Annotated in this window: 17 protein-coding genes; 10 read left to right on the top strand and 7 right to left on the bottom strand. The window is 64.6% G+C overall.

The features are described 5' to 3' along the window. Positions 1 to 10 precede the first annotated feature (10 nt). Positions 11 to 703, bottom strand: a complete 693-nt coding sequence (locus AC0L18_RS17285; RefSeq protein WP_473493450.1) for a hypothetical protein — start codon at positions 701 to 703, stop codon at positions 11 to 13. An 87-nt stretch (positions 704 to 790) separates the two neighbouring features. On the opposite strand from AC0L18_RS17285, the gene AC0L18_RS17280 reads away from it, so the two are divergent. Both AC0L18_RS17280 and AC0L18_RS17275 read left to right on the top strand, forming a co-directional pair. Further along, positions 791 to 1,489, top strand: coding sequence for a type 1 glutamine amidotransferase (locus AC0L18_RS17280; RefSeq protein WP_473493497.1), 699 nt, complete (start codon positions 791 to 793; stop codon positions 1,487 to 1,489). Between the two features lie 283 nt (positions 1,490 to 1,772). After that, the gene (locus AC0L18_RS17275) at positions 1,773 to 1,904 is read left to right on the top strand and encodes a hypothetical protein (protein WP_258124092.1); all 132 of its coding nucleotides are present in this window, start codon (positions 1,773 to 1,775) and stop codon (positions 1,902 to 1,904) included. Positions 1,905 to 1,909: 5 nt separating this feature from the next. Here the strand turns inward: AC0L18_RS17275 and AC0L18_RS17270 are convergent, their stop codons facing one another. The 3 genes from AC0L18_RS17270 to AC0L18_RS17260 are packed head-to-tail and all read right to left on the bottom strand — an operon-like array spanning position 1,910 to position 4,708. Continuing rightward, positions 1,910 to 2,683, bottom strand: a complete 774-nt coding sequence (locus AC0L18_RS17270) for a metallophosphoesterase (RefSeq protein WP_473493495.1) — start codon at positions 2,681 to 2,683, stop codon at positions 1,910 to 1,912. A gap of 35 nt (positions 2,684 to 2,718) precedes the next feature. Next, complete coding sequence (locus AC0L18_RS17265; RefSeq protein ID WP_128175226.1) at positions 2,719 to 3,855, bottom strand: alpha-hydroxy acid oxidase; 1,137 nt, start codon at positions 3,853 to 3,855, stop codon at positions 2,719 to 2,721. 49 nt (positions 3,856 to 3,904) lie between these two features. Continuing rightward, positions 3,905 to 4,708 carry a FadR/GntR family transcriptional regulator gene (locus tag AC0L18_RS17260; RefSeq protein ID WP_473493449.1) on the bottom strand — a complete coding sequence of 268 codons (804 nt, stop codon included), beginning with the start codon at positions 4,706 to 4,708 and terminating at the stop codon, positions 3,905 to 3,907. 199 nt (positions 4,709 to 4,907) lie between these two features. Between AC0L18_RS17260 and AC0L18_RS17255 the strand changes: the two genes are divergently transcribed. From AC0L18_RS17255 to glcF, 4 genes are all read left to right on the top strand, one after another. Continuing rightward, positions 4,908 to 6,251, top strand: a complete 1,344-nt coding sequence (locus AC0L18_RS17255) for a DUF3422 family protein (RefSeq protein WP_473493447.1) — start codon at positions 4,908 to 4,910, stop codon at positions 6,249 to 6,251. A gap of 156 nt (positions 6,252 to 6,407) precedes the next feature. Beyond that, a complete protein-coding gene (locus AC0L18_RS17250; RefSeq protein WP_473493446.1) occupies positions 6,408 to 7,904 on the top strand; it encodes an FAD-linked oxidase C-terminal domain-containing protein in 1,497 nt (498 codons plus the stop codon). A gap of 240 nt (positions 7,905 to 8,144) precedes the next feature. Beyond that, complete coding sequence (locus AC0L18_RS17245) at positions 8,145 to 9,350, top strand: FAD-binding protein (protein ID WP_473493445.1); 1,206 nt, start codon at positions 8,145 to 8,147, stop codon at positions 9,348 to 9,350. Positions 9,351 to 9,360: 10 nt separating this feature from the next. Then, on the top strand, positions 9,361 to 10,692 hold the full coding sequence (gene glcF / locus AC0L18_RS17240) for a glycolate oxidase subunit GlcF (protein ID WP_473493443.1): 1,332 nt from the start codon (positions 9,361 to 9,363) through the stop codon (positions 10,690 to 10,692). An 18-nt stretch (positions 10,693 to 10,710) separates the two neighbouring features. Here the strand turns inward: glcF and AC0L18_RS17235 are convergent, their stop codons facing one another. Next, positions 10,711 to 11,631 (bottom strand): bifunctional 5,10-methylenetetrahydrofolate dehydrogenase/5,10-methenyltetrahydrofolate cyclohydrolase, encoded by a 921-nt coding sequence (locus AC0L18_RS17235; protein ID WP_287071305.1) that lies wholly within the window; start codon positions 11,629 to 11,631, stop codon positions 10,711 to 10,713. Between the two features lie 266 nt (positions 11,632 to 11,897). Then, positions 11,898 to 12,641, bottom strand: coding sequence for a L,D-transpeptidase (locus AC0L18_RS17230; RefSeq protein ID WP_473493442.1), 744 nt, complete (start codon positions 12,639 to 12,641; stop codon positions 11,898 to 11,900). 213 nt (positions 12,642 to 12,854) lie between these two features. On the opposite strand from AC0L18_RS17230, the gene AC0L18_RS17225 reads away from it, so the two are divergent. Continuing rightward, positions 12,855 to 13,490, top strand: a complete 636-nt coding sequence (locus AC0L18_RS17225; protein WP_473493441.1) for a DNA-3-methyladenine glycosylase I — start codon at positions 12,855 to 12,857, stop codon at positions 13,488 to 13,490. Positions 13,491 to 13,545: 55 nt separating this feature from the next. On the opposite strand, the gene AC0L18_RS17220 is transcribed toward AC0L18_RS17225, so the two are convergent. Continuing rightward, positions 13,546 to 13,797 carry a hypothetical protein gene (locus AC0L18_RS17220; protein ID WP_473493440.1) on the bottom strand — a complete coding sequence of 84 codons (252 nt, stop codon included), beginning with the start codon at positions 13,795 to 13,797 and terminating at the stop codon, positions 13,546 to 13,548. A gap of 203 nt (positions 13,798 to 14,000) precedes the next feature. Between AC0L18_RS17220 and hisS the strand changes: the two genes are divergently transcribed. The 3 genes from hisS to hisG all read left to right on the top strand — a co-directional run bounded on the left by hisS (position 14,001) and on the right by hisG (position 17,531). Beyond that, complete coding sequence (hisS, locus tag AC0L18_RS17215) at positions 14,001 to 15,533, top strand: histidine--tRNA ligase (protein ID WP_473493438.1); 1,533 nt, start codon at positions 14,001 to 14,003, stop codon at positions 15,531 to 15,533. Between the two features lie 178 nt (positions 15,534 to 15,711). Continuing rightward, a complete protein-coding gene (locus tag AC0L18_RS17210) occupies positions 15,712 to 16,833 on the top strand; it encodes an ATP phosphoribosyltransferase regulatory subunit (RefSeq protein WP_473493436.1) in 1,122 nt (373 codons plus the stop codon). Next, positions 16,830 to 17,531: an ATP phosphoribosyltransferase gene (hisG, locus tag AC0L18_RS17205; RefSeq protein WP_473493435.1), complete on the top strand. Its 702-nt coding sequence runs from the start codon at positions 16,830 to 16,832 to the stop codon at positions 17,529 to 17,531. The genes AC0L18_RS17210 and hisG overlap by 4 nt, the downstream gene beginning before the upstream one ends. The last annotated feature ends 133 nt before the right edge of the window (positions 17,532 to 17,664 follow it).

Raw genomic sequence — 17,664 nt, 5'->3', positions numbered from 1 at the left:
GCTCTTGGCGTCAAGTCTCGGCCGACGGATGCCACACTGGCACATAGCCTTGCCTCAGCGCGGCAACGGTGGTCGCCGGCGTGAGCAGGCGGATTGGACGGTCGGCAAAACCGCCGAACCCCACGGGATCGCCGTCCACCGGATCGCCCCCCACACGATCACCATAGCCTGCGAACGACCAGCGCAGCGCCTTGCCGCCGCGCATCGCATAGGCATTGCCGCCGTCCGCAACCATGGCGCCGTCCGGCAACCCGGCAAGCTCTTCTACGGATACGACCGGTGCCTGCCCACCCGACGCCAGCCGCTCCTTATGCAGCCGCTTGTCGACCTGCGGTGCGCGCGGCTCGGCAATGCCGAAGGCCATGCCGAAGCGCCGGACGAAGTCCCTGGCCCGCTCTCGCCGGCAGAAGAAGCAGGGCCGATGCCCGGCCGCGAGCGCGGTCACCTCGTCCAAGAAAAACAATTCGGTCCAGCCGGCCTTGCCCCCCGATTGGTCGTCGCTTTGCCTGTTGCGGCCCATCGGCTCGCGCCGCACATCGCGGAATTCGCAGACGCAGATGATCCAGGCCTGCAGCGCCCAGCGTTTTTTCAGCAGCGTCTTCGTTTCGGGGTCATGGATGATGCCGCGATTGCCCATGAACAGGCCGCGCTCCGGCACGGCGTGGATGACGCCGAACGGGTCGACCCGATTCTGCAGTGGCATAGCTTTCTCCCCGAATACGCATCTTGGCCGGAATGACGGCGGCATGATATCGCTCGTCGCATCGTTTTCATGTCAGCAGGTTTTTCGATGCGGGTGCTGGTGGTCCAGAATTTCGACAGCGAGGGCCTTGGCCAGATCGGCGCAGCGCTTGTCGAGGCAGGCGCCGATATCGACCTGCGCCGGCCCTATTGTGGCGAGATGCTGCCGCAGGATAGCGCCGCGCACGACGCCATGGTCGTGCTCGGCGGCGCCCAGAATGCGCTGGACGACGAGATCTGCCCGTATTTTCCTGAACTTCTCGACCTGACGCGCGATTTCGCCGGCAAGGATCGCGCCGTGCTCGGTATCTGCCTTGGCAGCCAACTGGTGGCGCGCGCCTTCGGCGGCGAGAACCGGATAGGCGGCGCCTCGGAATTCGGCTGGCACAAGGTTTCGCTCACGCCGGCGGCGACGGCCGATCCGGTGCTCGGCGCGCTGCCCGAAGATTTCCCGATCTTCGAGTGGCACGACGACACCTTTGTCTTGCCCGAAAATGCCGTGCGGCTCGCCGGCAACGACGTCGCCGAGAACCAGGCGTTTCGCATCGGCCGTGCCGTCTATGGCTTCCAGTTCCATTTCGAGGCGGACCGGCCGATGGTCCGCGACTGGAGCGCATCCTTCGCATCGCTCATTGCCGAGCGGCACCCGGACTGGAGCGATCGGCTCGACGACGAAATGGCCCGCCACGGAGCGGCTGCCGATGCCGCCGGGCTGGCCATCGCCCGCGCCTGGGTGGCGACGATCTGATCAGTCAGTATCGACGTTGCATATTTGGCACGCCGGCAAAAATCCGCTGTGGACAGCATGTTTCGTGCTTGGCTTGTGGCCGCCCGCCACCCTAGAAGGCACCCGCTCTGCATCTTCCGTGCAACGCGATGAACCTTTTGGGTCACTCGCGCGACACATCGCCGATACAGAACATGCCTAAAAGCGCGAAATCGTCGAAACTTTAAGACGCATTTTCCGTTTCAACCCATTCGTAACCTGCCCCGTGCACAGATGCAGAAAGCCTAACCAAGAGATGACGTCCGTGAAAGCAGCGCTTCTGTCCTTTGTCATGTTGTCGGCCATAGTGTTGTGCGGCTTCGGCACCTACGCCGGCGACGCAGCCAACAACCACAACGCCGTCGACGGCTACGGCGTCACCGCCGCGCTTCGCTAAGCGCTTTAACCCCTCTCGCCTGACACCACCAGGATACGCTTGTCGGCACCGTCGACGACGAGCGCGCTGAGGTTTCCCGTCTGGTAGGCGAGCGTGTCGATATTGACGCGGTTGACCATCACCTCGGCCTCCGGCACCGGCGTGTGGCCATGCACCACGATTTTTGGATGCAGGCCGGAATGATTGTGGAAGACATCGCGGATCCAGATCAGGTCCTGCGCGCTCTGACTTTCCAGCGCAATGCCCGGCCGGATGCCGGCATGGCAGAAGAAGAAGTCGCCGAAGGTCAGTGAAAACGGCAGCGACTGCAGGAACTCGACATGGCTTTTCGGCACGGCCTCGACAACTGCTGCATGGCCTTGCCGCAATGCCGCCTCGGACCTGCCGAACCACGCGCCGCCACCTTCATTGAGCGCTACGCCATAGGATTGCGCGGTCTGGATGCCGCCATAGCGCATGAAAAGCCCGTCCGCATCGGGAGTGTCGAGGAAGTCTAGGAAGCCGATGTCGTGGTTGCCGGCGAGCATCAGGTGGCGCGGGTCGCGTTTTCGCACTTCGATCAGGAAATCGATAACGCCCTTGGAGTCCGGGCCGCGGTCGACATAGTCGCCGAGATGGACGACACGCCAGTCGACCGGCCGCGCCTGACTGATCTCGGCCGCAATCCGGCGGTACATGGCGGCGAGCAGGTCGAGCCGGCCATGCACGTCGCCGACCGCATAGATGCGCATGCCTTCCGGTCCGCGCGCGTCGAGAAAGTGGATGCCGGGGGCAGTCAATGATTCCATCTCCGTGATCATGGCGCCACGGGAGTCTAACGCCGAAGCTGATCCTTGCCCATGTCGGTCACCAGACGCTTTCCGCACAGTGCCAGCGTTATGTCCATCTCCTTGCGGATGATTTCCAAGGCTTTGGTGACTCCATCCTTGCCGAGCGCGCCGAGGCCGTAGAGGAAAGGCCGGCCGATATAGGTGCCCTTGGCGCCGAGACACAGCGCCTTCAGCACGTCCTGGCCAGAGCGGATGCCGCCATCCATATGCACCTCGATCGTGTCGCCGACCGCGTCGGCGATTTCTTCCAGCACCGAGATCGACGACGGCGCGCCGTCGAGCTGGCGTCCGCCATGATTGGAGACGATGATCGCGTCGGCGCCGGTCTTGGCCGCCATCAGCGCGTCCTCCTTGTCGAGGATGCCCTTCAGGATCAGCTTGCCGCCCCAGCGCTCCTTGATCCAGGCGACGTCCTTCCACGACAGATGCGGATCGAATTGCTCCGTCGTCCACGACGACAGCGAGTTGAGGTCGCCGACGCCCTTGGCGTGGCCGACGATGTTGCGAAAAGTCCGGCGCTTGGTACCGGCCATGCCAAGGCACCAGCCCGGCCTGGTCGCCACCTGCCAGACATGCTTCGGCGTGAAGCGCGGCGGCGCCGACAGCCCATTGCGGATGTCCTTGTGGCGCTGGCCCAGGATCTGCAGGTCGAGCGTCAGCACCAGGGCCGAGCACTTCGCCGCCTTCGCCCTGTCGATGAGACTGAGGACGAAATCCTTGTCGCGCAGCACATAGAGCTGGAACCAGAACGGCTTCCTGGTCACCGATGCGACATCCTCGATCGAGCAGATGCTCATCGTCGACAGCGTGAACGGCACGCCGAATTCCTCCGCCGCCTGCGCCGCCAGCATCTCGCCGTCGGGATGCTGCATGCCGGTCATGCCAGTCGGCGCCAGCGCCACCGGCATCGCCACATTCTCGCCGATCATGGTCGATTCCAGCGAGCGGTTGCTCATGTCGACCAGCACGCGCTGGCGGAACTTGATCTTTTGGAAATCCTCCTCATTGGCCCGGTAGGTGCTTTCGGTCCATCCACCGGAATCGGCATAGTCGAAGAACATCTTCGGCACGCGGCGGCGCGCCAGGTCCTTGAGATCGGCGATGGTGAGGATCATGCTCATGGGCTTCCCGCTGATGGTTCGCTAATTCGTCGCAATTCTTGGCCGGCGCTCACGAGCGTTTCCGTGCCGGCTCGCTGTCGCCGGCTTCGGAGCGCTGCATCAGCCTCAGCCGCGACACGCGTTGCCAGTCGCCGCTGCGCTCGGCCTCGGCCATGGTGCGTTCGACATGGGTGATGTGGTCCATCGCCGCCTGCCGCGCGGCCGCCGGATCGCCGGCCTTGACCGCCGCGTAGATCGCCCGGTGCTGCGAAAGCAGCGCCTCGCGCGCGCCCGGCACGTTGAACACCAGGAGCCGGTTCTGGAACACGCCCTCCGACAGCAGCCGGTAGCACGAGCGCAGCGTGTGCAACAGGATGATGTTGTGCGCGCATTCGCAGATCGCGTGGTGGAACTCGACGTCGATTTCCGCCTCGTCGTCGAAATTGCCGGTCCGGTGCGCCTCGTCCATGCGCGCCATGATGCGGTCGAGCAGCGCCAGGTCGTCTGATGTGGCGCGCCGCGCCGCGTACTCGGCCGCCACCGCCTCGATCTCGCGGCGGTATTCCAGATAGTCGGTCACCGCCTTGCGATGCATGGAGATCAGGTCCGTCACCGGCTTTGTGAACAGCTGGCCGATGACATCGGCGACATGGGTGCCGCCGCCGGGCCGGGTCGTCAAAAGCCCGCGCCCCTCCAGCGCCTTCAGCGCATCGCGCAGGATCGGCCGCGACACCTCGAACCGGCGCGCCAGCTCGCGCTCGCCCGGCAGCCTGTCGCCGGTGCGCAGAACGCCTTCGAGGATCAGACTCTCGATCTGCTGCACCACCTCGTCGGCGGTGCGGGAATGCTCGATCCTGGAGAAAATGTCGCTCAACGGGAATGGCCTGGGGGAATGAACCGGTGTCGCGCAGGATAAAGCCTGTGTCGGCAACTGGTCAAATTATTTATCCAGTTTGCCCGCTTGGCCGGGGCCGACGTCGTCCCGGCATATCGCTTTCGGCTAATTTGTCGTTTGCTTGCCCCGGCAATTGGCTCTAGAGGGACGCGAGTGCACCAGGCCCGGGGGACCAGCCGTGGCAGATGACCCGTCCAATCCAAAATTCCAGCCGCGCGTCGAGGGCAGCGTCATGGGCTTTCCCGCGCATGAGGGACGGCCTGGCGCGCTCGGCGAGGTTCACGCCCGTCCGCATCCGCTGGTCGAGAAGCCGCGCGTGCTGGTGCAGCTTTCGTTCATGACCGAAGCCGGCTCCGGCGTCGACCAGGCAGTGCTTTCCGAACTGTCGCGGCGCCTCGGCATCGCCGCGCCTGACCCTCATGCCCGCCACCACGCGATGAAGTGGGGCAAGGGCTCGCTGCGCTGGGAACGGCATACGGAATTCTCCACCTATCTATGGGAAGGACCGCTCTCCGAGAGCGGCCAGCGTCAGGAAGGTTCGCCTTTCGGCAACGGCTTTTCGCCGCCGGGAACGGTGATTTCCGGCATCAGGCTCGAAATCCGCAAATGGACGCAGGCGAGCGAAAGGCTGATCGCTGGCTTCGACCCGACCAGCCTGTGCTATTCGCTGGTCGAGCGCGGCAACGCCGCCATCGTCACCGATTTCCGCCAGGACGGTGACGGCATGACCCGCATGCTGGTGCTCGACCGCGGCCTGACGCCGGCACGCACCGGTGCGCTGGCGCAGCGGCTGATCGATATCGAGACCTACCGCACGCTGGCCATGCTTGGCCTGCCGCTGGCGCTGATGCTGTCCGGTCGCGCCCGCCGCATCGAAGACCGGCTGGCGCAGACCACGCTGGAAATGAAGGTCGCCGAAACCCGCGACAACCAGACGCTGCTTGCCGACCTGACCGAGCTTGCCGCCGAACTCGAGGCCGATGCAGCCTCCAGCCTCTATCGCTTCGGCGCCAGCCGCGCCTATGACGGCATCGTCCGCGAACGGCTGGAGGCGCTGGAGGAAGAGGCGGTGCCCGGCTACGACACCTGGGGCGGCTTCCTGCAGCGCCGCGTCGCCCCCGCCATGCGCACCTGCCGTTCGGTCGAGGAGCGTCAGGCCAATCTGTCGACCAAGCTCACCCGTGCCACCACGCTGCTGCGCACCTGGGTCGACGTCGAGGTCGAGAAGCAGAACCGCGACCTGCTGGCGTCGATGAACAACCGCGCCCGCCTGCAATTGCGGCTGCAGCAGACGGTGGAGGGTCTCTCGGTCGCCGCCGTCTCCTACTACGTCGTCGGGCTCATCGGCTACCTCGCCAAGGGCGCCTCGATCTTCGGCCATGCCGTCGCGCCCGAGGTCGTCACCGCCGCCTCGGTGCCGCTCGCCATCCTGTTGGTCTGGTGGGGCGTGCGCCGAGTGCGCCGCCTGCACTCCGAACCCGCCAAGCCGGCAGGCGAGCAGGCAGGCAATCTCCCACCTTGAGGGGGAGATGTCGCCGAAGGCGACAGAGGGGGAGAAAGTCAGCGCTTCCTTCTCGCCGACCCGCGCAAGATCGTCCCGATTTCGGCCAAAGCAGGATTTGCAACAAGCGCCTGCCGCTGGTAAAAGATTTTTACCAGTCGATCGAAGGAACTGTCGATGTCCGGCCTGCTTATGCCGAAGCCAGACGACGCCACGATGCGCCGGCGCGACGAGATCGTCGCCGATATGCGCATCATCGTGCCCGGCGAGGGCATCGTCGACGCGGCCAATTCGATGCGCGCCTTCGAGAGCGACGGCCTCACCGCCTATCGGCAATTGCCGCTGGTCGTGGTGCTGCCCGAAACGGTGGCGCAGGTCTCGCGCGTGCTGAAATATTGCAACGACCGCAACATCCGCGTCGTGCCGCGCGGTTCCGGCACCTCGCTGTCAGGCGGCGCGCTGCCGCTGGAAGACGCCGTGCTGTTGGTGATGAGCAGGTTCAACCGCATTCTCGAGATCGATTTTCCCAACCGCATCGTCGTCGCCCAGCCGGGCGTCACCAATCTCGGCATCACCACCGCCGTCGAGCAGGAGGGCTTTTATTACGCCCCCGATCCATCCTCCCAGATCGCCTGCTCGATCGGCGGCAATGTCGCGGAGAATTCCGGTGGCGTGCATTGCCTCAAATACGGCCTTACCGCCAACAATGTGCTCGGCATCGAGATGGTGCTGATGAACGGCGAGGTGGTGCGGCTCGGTGGCAAGCATCTCGACGCGGAAGGCTACGACCTGCTCGGGGTGATGACCGGTTCCGAAGGGCTGCTCGGCGTCGTCACCGAGGTCACCGTGCGCATCCTGAAGAAGCCGGAGACGGCTCGCGCGCTACTGATCGGCTTCCCGACCAGCGAGCAGGGCGGCCAATGCGTCGCCGACATCATCGGCGCCGGTATCATCCCGGGCGGCATGGAGATGATGGACCGCCCGGCGATCCATGCTGCCGAGGATTTCGTCCGTGCCGGTTATCCCCTGGATGTCGAGGCGCTGCTGATCGTCGAACTGGACGGGCCGGGCGTCGAGGTCGATCATCTGATCGGCCTGGTTGAGGCAATCGCTTATAGGAACGGCTCGACCACATGCCGCATCTCGCAATCGGAGCAGGAGCGGCTGAGTTTCTGGGCCGGCCGCAAGGCGGCCTTTCCGGCGGTCGGCCGCATCTCGCCGGACTATTACTGCATGGACGGCACCATCCCGCGCAAGGAACTGCCGCGCGTCCTGCACGGCATGCGGGAACTCTCCAAAAAATACGGGCTCGGGGTCGCCAATGTATTCCATGCCGGCGACGGCAATCTGCATCCGCTGATCCTCTATGACGCCAACGTGCCGGGCGAGCTCGACAAGGCGGAAAGTTTCGGCGCCGACATCCTGCGGCTCTGCGTCAAGGTCGGTGGCGTGCTGACCGGCGAGCACGGCGTCGGCGTCGAGAAGCGCGACCTGATGCCGGAAATGTTCAACCAGATCGACCTCGACCAGCAGATGCGGGTCAAATGCGCATTCGACCCCAACCATCTGCTCAACCCGGGCAAGGTGTTTCCGCAGCTTCGCCGCTGCGCCGAGCTCGGACGCATGCACGTGCATCGCGGCCAGATGGCGTTTCCGGACATTCCGAGGTTTTGAGGTGATGGGGGCTTGCTTCACTAACGCCGCGATCCTTCGCGCCCCCCTCTGTCCTGCCGGACATCTCCCCCACGAGGGGGGAGATTGGCCGTCATTTTCGGTTTCGCCAATCGCCAACGTTGCAGGAAGAGTGCCGTCCGCGAAGCTGCCAATCTCCCCCCTTGTGGGGGAGATGTCCGGCAGGACAGAGGGGGGCGCGACAGAACTCGACCTATCTTCCTTCGAGGTGGTTTTGCAGCGATGACCACCTTCACCGCCGCCACCACCGCCGAAACTCTCGCCACCGTCGCCTGGGCGGCGGCGGAAGAAACGCCGCTCGAAATTCTTGGTCACGGCTCCAAGCGCGGCATCGGCCGTCCGCTGCAGACCGAGCACACGCTCGACCTGTCGAAACTGTCAGGCGTGACGCTCTACGAGCCGGCTGAACTGGTGCTGTCAGCAAAGTCCGGCACGCCGCTCGCCGAGATCGAAAAATTACTTGCCGAAAACGGCCAGCAACTCGCTTTCGAACCACTGGATTATGGCCCGCTGCTCGGCGGCGAAAAGGGAAAAGGCACGATCGGCGGCGTACTGGCCGCGAACCTTTGCGGTCCGCGCCGGCTGAAGGCCGGGGCGGCGCGCGACCATATTCTTGGCATAGCAGCGGTTTCCGGGCGTGGCGAGGCGTTCAAATCGGGCGGCCGCGTGGTCAAGAACGTCACCGGCTATGACCTGTCCAAGCTCATGGCCAACAGCTGGGGCACGCTTGCCGTTCTTACCGACGTCACCTTCAAGGTGCTGCCCGCTGCCGAGACCGAAGTCACGCTGGCTGTGCGCGGACTGCTCGACGATCATGCCGCGGCCGCTATGGCGCTGGCGCTCGGCTCCAGCGTCGAAGTGTCGAGTGCTGCCCATCTTCCCCAACGCGTTGCCGCACGGGTCGCCGGCGGCGGTCTCGGTAGCACCGCCGCGACATTGCTGCGCGTCGAGGGGTTCGGCCCGTCGGTCGCCTACCGCATCGCAGCGCTGAAAGGTCTGCTCGAAAATGCCGGCCCGCTCGAGGAAATCTCGGGCGAGACTTCGCATTCGGTCTGGCGCGACATCCGCGATTGTGCGCCGTTTGCCGACGGCCTGGAAAAGCCGGTGTGGCGCGTGTCGATGGCACCGGCGCAAGGCCACCAGATGGTGCTGGCGCTGCGCATGCAGGCGGCCGTCGATGCCTTTTATGACTGGCAGGGCGGACTGATCTGGCTGCGCATGGAGCATGGCGATCCCGAAGCCGATCTTCTGCGCGCACTGGTGAGACAGTATGGCGGCGGCCATGCGACGCTGGTGCGCGCCGCCCCTTCGCATCGCGCCGCTGTGCCGGTGTTCGAGCCGCAGGCGCCGCACCTGGCAGCATTGTCGGCGCGGCTCAAAGCCGAATTCGATCCGAAGGCGATCCTCAACCCCGGCCGCATGGCTTAGGAGGTACGAGATGCAGACCAATTTCTCAGCTGCCCAGCTTGCCGATCCGCATGTCGCAGAATCGGAAAAGATCCTGCGCAAATGCGTGCATTGCGGCTTCTGCACGGCCACCTGCCCGACCTATGTGACGCTTGGCAACGAACTGGATTCGCCGCGCGGGCGGATCTACCTGATCAAGGACATGCTGGAGAACGGCCGACCGGCCGACAAGCAGATCGTCACCCATATCGACCGCTGCCTGTCCTGCCTCGCCTGCATGACAACCTGCCCGTCGGGCGTCAACTACATGCATCTGGTCGACCACGCCCGCGTCCATATCGAGGAAACCTACAAGCGGCCGCTGCCCGATCGGCTGACGCGCGCCATGCTGGCCTTGGTCCTGCCTTATCCCTCGCGGTTTCGCGCTGCGCTCAAGCTGGCAAAGCTCGGCCAGCCATTCGCCGGATTGCTGGAAAAGCTCCCGGCGCTGAAGCCGCTGGGGGCGATGCTCAAGCTCGCCCCGGCGTCGGTTCCTGCGGCCTCGCCAATGGCTTCGCCGGGCATTCATGCCGGGCAGGGGACGAGCAAAAATGGCCGCGTCGCCATCCTTACCGGCTGCGCGCAATCCGTGCTCGATCCCGCCATCAACGACACGACGATCGCGCTGCTGACGCGGCTCGGCGTCGAGGTCGTGGTTCCCGAGGGCGAGGGCTGCTGCGGCGCGCTGGTGCATCACATGGGCCGCGAGGCGGCAGCCCTTGCCTCGGCTAGGCGCAATGTCGACGCCTGGACGCGCGCCATCGAGCAAGGCGGGCTGGATGCCATCGTCATCACTGCGTCGGGCTGCGGCACCACCATCAAGGATTATGGTTTCATGCTGCGCCTCGATCCCGCCTATGCCGACAAGGCGGCGCGGGTGTCGGCGCTGGCCAGGGACATCACCGAATATCTGGCAAGCATCGATCTGCCCGAGCCGGCGCGCAAGCCCGGCACCATCGTCGCCTATCACTCCGCCTGCTCGATGCAGCACGGCCAGAAAATCACTCGCCAGCCGAAGGAGCTTCTGGCCAAAGCCGGCTTCGTCGTGCGCGAGCCGCGCGAGGGGCATTTGTGCTGTGGCTCGGCCGGCACTTACAACATTTTGCAATCGGAGATTTCGGCTCAACTTCGTGACCGCAAGGTGAGAAATATCGAGGCGACCGGTGCTGAAATCGTCGCCACCGGCAACATCGGCTGCATCACCCAGATTGCGTCCGCCGCGAAACTGCCAGTGGTGCACACGATAAAGCTGCTCGACTGGGCCTATGGCGGGCCGCAGCCGGAGGGCGTTCCGGACAGCAGGGCAGCCGTTGCAGCGGAGTGATCCACCGGCGCTGCCGGCTTATTCCGCTGCGAGCTTGTCCACCACGCCATAGGTCGCATGGTAGCGCGCGCGCTGCCGGCTGAGCGCCACCATCGTGTTGCGCAAAAGAATCGCCACGGTGATCGGGCCGACGCCGCCCGGCACCGGCGTGATCCAGGACGCCACATGCTTGACGCTCTCGGCGTCGACGTCACCGACGATGCGGCTCTCCCCGTCCGGTCCGATCTCGGCATTGATGCCGATGTCGATGACAGCCGCGCCGGGCTTGACCATATCGGCCTTGATCAACCGCGGCTTGCCGACGGCGACGAACAGCGCATCGGCACGCCGCGCATGCGCCGCCACCGAGCGCGTCATGTGATGGCACACCGTCACCGTCGCGCCTTCGCTCATCAGCAGGAAGGCGATCGGCTTGCCGACGATCTCGGAGTGGCCAACAATGACGACCTCGAGCCCCTTGAGATCGAGACCGGTCTCCTTGAGCAGTTCGACCGAAGCGGCGGCCGTGCACGGTGCGAGGTCTAGCTGGTTGTAGACGATGTTGCCGATCGAGGCTGGATGCATGCCCTCGACGTCCTTGAGCGGATGCACCGCCGCTTGCAGCGTCTTGATCGGGATATGCACCGGCACCGGCCGCTGGATGATGATGCCGGTGACGCGCGGATCGGCGTTCAGGCCGTGGATCGCTGCTTCGAGTTCGCCGGCGGTGATGTCGGCGGGAAATCGTCTTTCCTCGAAACCGATACCGGCCAGTGCCGCCTTGGCGCGCTGGTTGCGCACATAGACATCGACTGCAGCCGTGTCGCCGACGGTGATCGATATCAGTTTGGCCGGAAAGCCTTCGGCGGTTGCGATCGCTGCATCCTCGCGCACCGAGGCGATGATGCGTTGGGCGACCGGACCGCCCCGGAGATAGCGGCTGTCGTCGGACAGGGACATTGAGCTTAAGCCTTTGTCTGGAAGCGTTGCAGCCGACATAGCAAAATACCGAGGAGAATGGCAGCGAGAATGCGAACCGCCATGCCGCGGGCGCGACGTACCACCCGATCCTGCCAAACTATCCTATCGCGTCCCGGAAACAGAAAGGGCAGCGCGGTTTGCCGCGCTGCCCTTTCGTGACCGACCGTATCCCCACACGGCCCGTCCCCCGTATTCTGATGATCCCGAGACTTCTGGACAGACTCGGCAACAAAATCAACCGCAGATTACATCACCACAACCATCGTGCCAACATCGACCCGCTCATAGAGATCGACGACGTCCTCGTTGCGCATACGGATGCAGCCCGACGACACGGCGCCGCCGATCGTCCATGGCTGGTTGGTGCCGTGGATGCGGTAGAGCGTCGAGCCGAGATAAAGCGCGCGCGCGCCGAGCGGGTTCTCGACGCCGCCGGCGACATACGTCGGCAGATAACGGCCATGGGCGGCTTCACGCGAAATCATCTGCGCCGGCGGTCGCCATTCGGGCCAGACCTTCTTCTGCGAGATCTTGTGCTTGCCGGCCCATTCGAAGCCCGGCTTGCCGGTGCCGACGCCATAGCGCCGCGCCTTGCCGTTGTTCTCGACCAGATAGAGGAAATTCTCCCGTGTATCGATAACGATCGTGCCCGGCTTCTCCGGGCCATCATAGGCGACTTCCTGCGGCAGGTAGATCGGGTTGATCTGCGGTCGCGCGATAATGCGCTTCTTGGCCGGCGCTTGCATCGCGGCCGTGTGCAGCTGAGCCGGTTGCGCCTGCCGCTGAGAACGGCGCTGCGGCTTTTGCATCTCTTGCCGGTTCTGGCGGACGATGCCCGGCGCGCGGCCAAGCTGCAGCACCCAGGGCGCCGAAAGGTCGGGGCTCACCATCACCGGCGGCCTGTCGGCATAGCGGTCATTGGCGCTGGAGGGCGTAGCGGCGGCCAGTACGGCAGCGGCGCCGAGCAGCGGGAACAAAAATGTCTTCATTGGAACGCACCCTGATCGTCGAACATGCCGGGGCGCACAAGCGTCCCCGATGTCGCGAACATTGGGCGCGGAGCAGCAACCGAAACATGAATCGGAATGCGTAAAATGCTGCATTGTCAGTAAAGCTTTCGGTGTGGTTACCGGCCGGTTCAGGAATCTGGTAAAGCCGCGGTAAAGGCAGCGCTGAGGCGCATTAACCAATGGAATTGTGCCATGGATGAGAAGACAGGCCTGCTCGCCGGACCCGATGGTATCGCGCGCTGCTTCTGGCACGGCAATCTGCCGGACTATCTGCACTACCACGATCACGAATGGGGCCGGCCGGTCGACGACGACCGCAGGCTGTTCGAAAAGATCTGCCTCGAAGGCTTTCAGTCGGGCCTGTCCTGGCTGACCATATTGCGCAAGCGCGAGAATTTTCGCGAGGCGTTCGCCGGCTTCGATATCGACAGGATCGCCGCCTTCACCGAACAGAATGTCGAGCGCCTGCTCGGCAATGCCGGTATCATTCGCCACCGCGGCAAGATTGTCTCGACCATCAACAACGCCAGGCGCGCGCGTGAATTGGCCGACGAGGCCGGCTCGCTGGCGGCCTGGTTCTGGAAGTTCGAACCCGGCCCGGACGAACGGCCCGAAATCGTCGATCTCGCCCATCTGCGCGCCAATCCGACCACGGTAGTCTCGGTGCGGATTTCGAAGGAGCTGAAGAAACGCGGCTGGAGCTTTGTCGGCCCGACCACCGTCTACGCCTTCATGCAGGCGATGGGGCTGGTCAACGACCATCTCGAAGGCTGTGTCTGCCGCGAGCAGGTCGAGGTGGAGCGCAAGGCGTTCAAAAGGCCCAAGTAGCGTCGTTCTTGCCTTCTCCCACAAGAAGGGGAGAAGGCAAGGGGCACTCAACAACTCAAGCGCCGGCGCCCGCCAGAAAGAGCCCGGCAACGATAGCCGCTATCGTGGCAAACGCCGGATAGATCACGAGCAGGCTGGTCAGCAGCGCATCGCGCATGGTCGGCCCCGTACGCTTGTCTGCGGCAACCTCGAACGGTCCCGCCATTTGGGTTGCAGGTCCCGGTGCATGATGATCGGCCGGCCTCAGCTGGGCGGGCAGCTCGCGGGTGCGGCTGTCGTTGATGTCGAATTTCTGCGCCAAGGTCATGGCCCGAACCCCTTGTTTCGGCGAGCTTTATCGGCTGCGATTGTGTCGGCACGATGCCGCGCTTATGGCGGAATTGTTTCAGCTTCTTGCCTTCTCCCGCACGGGGAGAAGGCAGGGAGCAAACCCTTGCCGCGCCAAGCCCCATCGGTTAGGACACGCCCACTCGAAACAAGTCAGCTTTACCTAGCGAAAAGACCCATGCCATGGCCGACCAATCGGAAAAGATGAAAGCGCGGCTGCCGCGCGGGCTTGTCGATCGCGGCGCCGAGGATATCCGTGCCGTCGAGAAGATGATGGCGACGATCCGCTCGGTCTATGAGCTGTACGGCTTCGAGCCGGTCGACCAGCCGCTGATCGAATACACCGACGCGCTGGGCAAATTCCTGCCCGATCAGGATCGGCCGAACGAGGGCGTGTTCTCCTTCCAGGACGATGACGACCAGTGGCTGTCGCTGCGCTACGATTTGACCGCGCCGATGGCCCGTTTTGTCGCTGAGAACTTTGAGCGCCTGCCGAAACCCTATCGCAGCTACCGTTCCGGCTGGGTGTTCCGCAACGAGAAGCCCGGCCCTGGCCGATTCCGCCAGTTCATGCAGTTCGACGCCGACACGGTGGGCACGCCAGGTGTCGCGGCCGACGCCGAAATGGCGATGATGATGGCCGACGTGATGGAAGCGCTCGGCATCAAGCGCGGCGACTACGTCATTAGGGTCAACAATCGCAAGGTGCTCGACGGCGTGCTGGAAGCGATCGGCCTTGGCGGCGACGAGAATGCTGGACGCCGGTTGCAGGTGCTGCGGGCGATCGACAAGCTGGACAAGTTTGGACCGGAAGGCGTCAAGCTTTTGCTGGGCAAAGGTCGCTGGGACGGCGGTAAAGAGGGCGAGGGGGATTTTACAAAGGGGGCTGGGCTAGACGAAGTTCAAGCAGCGTTCATTGTCGCCGTCGTTCTTCACAACCAACACGTCGAGGCTGGGCTCAAAAACGATGTAGGAAAATGGAACAGGGTACTTGAGGCCAACCCCACCGCCGAAGCGGGATTTGCTGAACTCAAAGAGATTGAAGCGCTTGTCCTGGCTGCCGGCTATGGTCCGGACCGCATTCGCATAGACCCCTCCGTCGTCCGCGGCCTCGAATATTACACCGGCCCGGTCTATGAAGCCGAACTGCTGGCCGAAATTCCCAACGAAGAGGGAAAAATCGTCCGCTTCGGCTCGGTCGGCGGTGGCGGGCGCTATGATGGCCTCGTCTCGCGCTTTCGCGGCGAGCCGGTGCCGGCGACCGGCTTTTCCATCGGCGTCTCCAGGCTGATGACGGCGCTGAAGAACCTCGGCAAGCTCGATACATCGGACGTGATCGCGCCGGTCGTCGTGCTCACCATGGACAAGGACACGGACAGTCTCGGCCGCTACCAGAAAATGGTGGCCGAGCTGCGCGCCGCCGGCATCCGCTCGGAAATGTATCTCGGCGGCGCCGGCATGAAGGCGCAGCTCAAATATGCCGACCGCCGCGGCAGCCCGGTCGCCATCATCCAGGGCGGCGACGAGCGGGCGAAAGGCGAGGTGCAGATCAAGGACCTGATCGAGGGCGCCCGGATGTCGGCGGAGATTGTGGACAACGCCGAATGGCGCTCCGCGCGCCCGGCGCAGGTGACGGTGGCGGAAAGCGATCTGGTTGGCGAGGTAAGGAAGATACTGGCGGCGCAGGCGGCCGACCGGGCGAAGGGTGGCGCGTGAACACCCCCCTCTGGCCTGCCGGCCATCTCCCCCTCAAGGGGGGAGATTGGCAGCCGTACCGCCGGCACTTACCTTTCAACCTTGAAAATAGGGCGAAGGCTGCGACGAGACTAATCTCCCCCCTTGAGGGGGAGATGGCCGGCAGGCCAGAGGGGGGTGCCTCGCACCCAACCGATCAATGACCTCCCGCTACCCCGCCATCGCATCAGACATCACAAAACTCTTTGCTGCGCGAAACACGCATGCGGTCGAGGTGGCGGTGCTGCAGCCGGCCGACCCGTTCCTGGACATGGCCGGCGAGGATTTGCGCCGGCGTATTTTCCTCACCGAAAGCGAGACCGGACAGACGCTTTGCCTGCGGCCGGAGTTCACCATCCCGGTCTGCCTCGACCACATTGCCAGCCAGGCCGGAACGCCGCGCCGCTATTCCTATCTCGGCGAGGTGTTTCGCCAGCGCCGCGAGGGCGGAAACGAGTTTTTCCAGGCCGGCATCGAGGATCTCGGCGACGGCGACATCGCACAGGCCGATGCCCGATCGCTGGCCGATGCGCATGCGCTGCTTTCGCTGGTGCTGCCGGGCCAGGAACTGACGATCACGCTCGGCGACCAGACTGTTTTCGAGGCGGTGCTCGCCGCACTCGGCCTGCCGCGCGGCTGGCGCATGCGGCTGGCCCGCGCCTTCGGTTCGGCGGCGATGCTGGAGGCAGCGCTTGCCGACCTCGCCAACCCGCCGCGCAACGGCCAGCTCGCCGGCGCGGTCGCAGCCCTTGTCCTCGATGGCAATCTGGAAGCGCTTTCCTCGCACATCGCCGGCGGCATGGAGCAGGCGGGTCTGTCGGCGTCGGCCGGACGGTCGCCGACCGAGATTGCGCGGCGCTTGATCGAAAAGGCCGAGCTGCGCAGCGTCAGGCTGTCGAACGAGGCATTTTCGGCGCTTAAGGATTTTCTGGCAGTCGATGTGGCGCTCGACGGCGCGGCAAAAGCGCTCGAAACCTTTGCGACCGGGGCCGGCGTTTCGCTGGGCGCGGCACTGGAAGATTTTTCAGCTCGCGCCAAGGCGATCGAAGCGCTTGGCCTGTCCACGGCAAAAATCCGCTACGACGCCGCCTTTGGCCGTCCGCTCGATTACTACACGGGCCTGGTCTTCGAGATCGCGGCGGAAAACGGTGACCGGCCGCTGGCCGGCGGCGGCCGTTACGACCGCTTGCTGACGTTGCTCGGCGCGAAAACGCCGATCCCCGGCGTCGGCTTTTCCGTCTGGCTCGACCGCATCGAAACGTTGCGGGAGAAGGCGCAATGATCACGCTGGCGATTCCATCGAAGGGCCGGCTCAAGCAGCAGGCGCTGGAGGTGCTGGCCAAGGCCGGGCTTGCCGTCAGCCTGCCCGGCGACGAGCGCAAATATCGCGCCCGCATCGAAGGCGTGGAAGCGGTCGAGGTGGCGTTCCTGTCGGCCTCAGAAATCGCAGGCGAAATCGGCCAGGGCTCGGTCGACCTCGGCATCACCGGCGAGGATCTGTTGCGCGAAAGCCTCGCCGACTGGGAGGCGCGCGCGGAGATCGTCGCCCGCCTCGGTTTCGGCAATGCCGATGTCGTGGTGGCGGTGCCCGAGATCTGGCTCGACGTCGATACGATGGCCGACCTCGACGATGTCGCCGCCGATTTCCGCCAGCGCCACGGCAGGCGGCTCAGGATAGCCACAAAATACTGGCGGCTGACGCAGCAGTTCTTTTCGCAAAAGCACGGCATCCAGGTCTATCGCATCGTCGAGAGCCTCGGCGCCACCGAAGGCGCGCCAGCGGCGGGATTGGCCGATGTCGTCGTCGACATCACCACGTCAGGCTCGACGCTGCGCGCCAATCACCTGAAGGTTTTGGCGGACGGCGTCATCCTGCGCTCGCAGGCCTGCCTCGTCGCGTCGCGGAAGCCGCGTGCGGCGACCGACGAGGCTGTCGTGCGCGACATCGCGGCAAAGATGGGTGCCTTCCCTCCCCCTTGAGGGGAGGGTGGACAGCCGCCGAAGGCGGATGGACGGGTGGGTCGTTGCGGCAGTGCTCGACGCGAGACGATCCCACCCGCCTCGCTTCGCGAGGCACCCTGCCCTCAAGGGGGAGGGGATTGCGCTCCAAAAC

This window comes from Mesorhizobium sp. WSM4819 (assembly GCF_055811215.1).
Note: the sequence above shows the minus strand (reverse complement) of the source record. Positions and strands in the feature narration are given on the sequence as shown.

Excerpts from the sequence above, each read along its gene's own strand:
- AC0L18_RS17285 (WP_473493450.1), bottom strand. The coding sequence starts at position 703 with ATGCCACTGCAGAATCGGGTCGACCCGTTCGGCGTCATCCACGCCGTG.
- AC0L18_RS17280 (WP_473493497.1), top strand. The coding sequence starts at position 791 with ATGCGGGTGCTGGTGGTCCAGAATTTCGACAGCGAGGGCCTTGGCCAG.
- AC0L18_RS17265 (WP_128175226.1), bottom strand. The coding sequence starts at position 3,855 with ATGAGCATGATCCTCACCATCGCCGATCTCAAGGACCTGGCGCGCCGC.
- AC0L18_RS17250 (WP_473493446.1), top strand. The coding sequence starts at position 6,408 with ATGTCCGGCCTGCTTATGCCGAAGCCAGACGACGCCACGATGCGCCGG.
- AC0L18_RS17245 (WP_473493445.1), top strand. The coding sequence starts at position 8,145 with ATGACCACCTTCACCGCCGCCACCACCGCCGAAACTCTCGCCACCGTC.
- glcF (WP_473493443.1), top strand. The coding sequence starts at position 9,361 with ATGCAGACCAATTTCTCAGCTGCCCAGCTTGCCGATCCGCATGTCGCA.
- AC0L18_RS17235 (WP_287071305.1), bottom strand. The coding sequence starts at position 11,631 with ATGTCCCTGTCCGACGACAGCCGCTATCTCCGGGGCGGTCCGGTCGCC.
- AC0L18_RS17230 (WP_473493442.1), bottom strand. The coding sequence starts at position 12,641 with ATGAAGACATTTTTGTTCCCGCTGCTCGGCGCCGCTGCCGTACTGGCC.
- AC0L18_RS17225 (WP_473493441.1), top strand. The coding sequence starts at position 12,855 with ATGGATGAGAAGACAGGCCTGCTCGCCGGACCCGATGGTATCGCGCGC.
- AC0L18_RS17220 (WP_473493440.1), bottom strand. The coding sequence starts at position 13,797 with ATGACCTTGGCGCAGAAATTCGACATCAACGACAGCCGCACCCGCGAG.
- hisS (WP_473493438.1), top strand. The coding sequence starts at position 14,001 with ATGGCCGACCAATCGGAAAAGATGAAAGCGCGGCTGCCGCGCGGGCTT.
- AC0L18_RS17210 (WP_473493436.1), top strand. The coding sequence starts at position 15,712 with ATGACCTCCCGCTACCCCGCCATCGCATCAGACATCACAAAACTCTTT.
- hisG (WP_473493435.1), top strand. The coding sequence starts at position 16,830 with ATGATCACGCTGGCGATTCCATCGAAGGGCCGGCTCAAGCAGCAGGCG.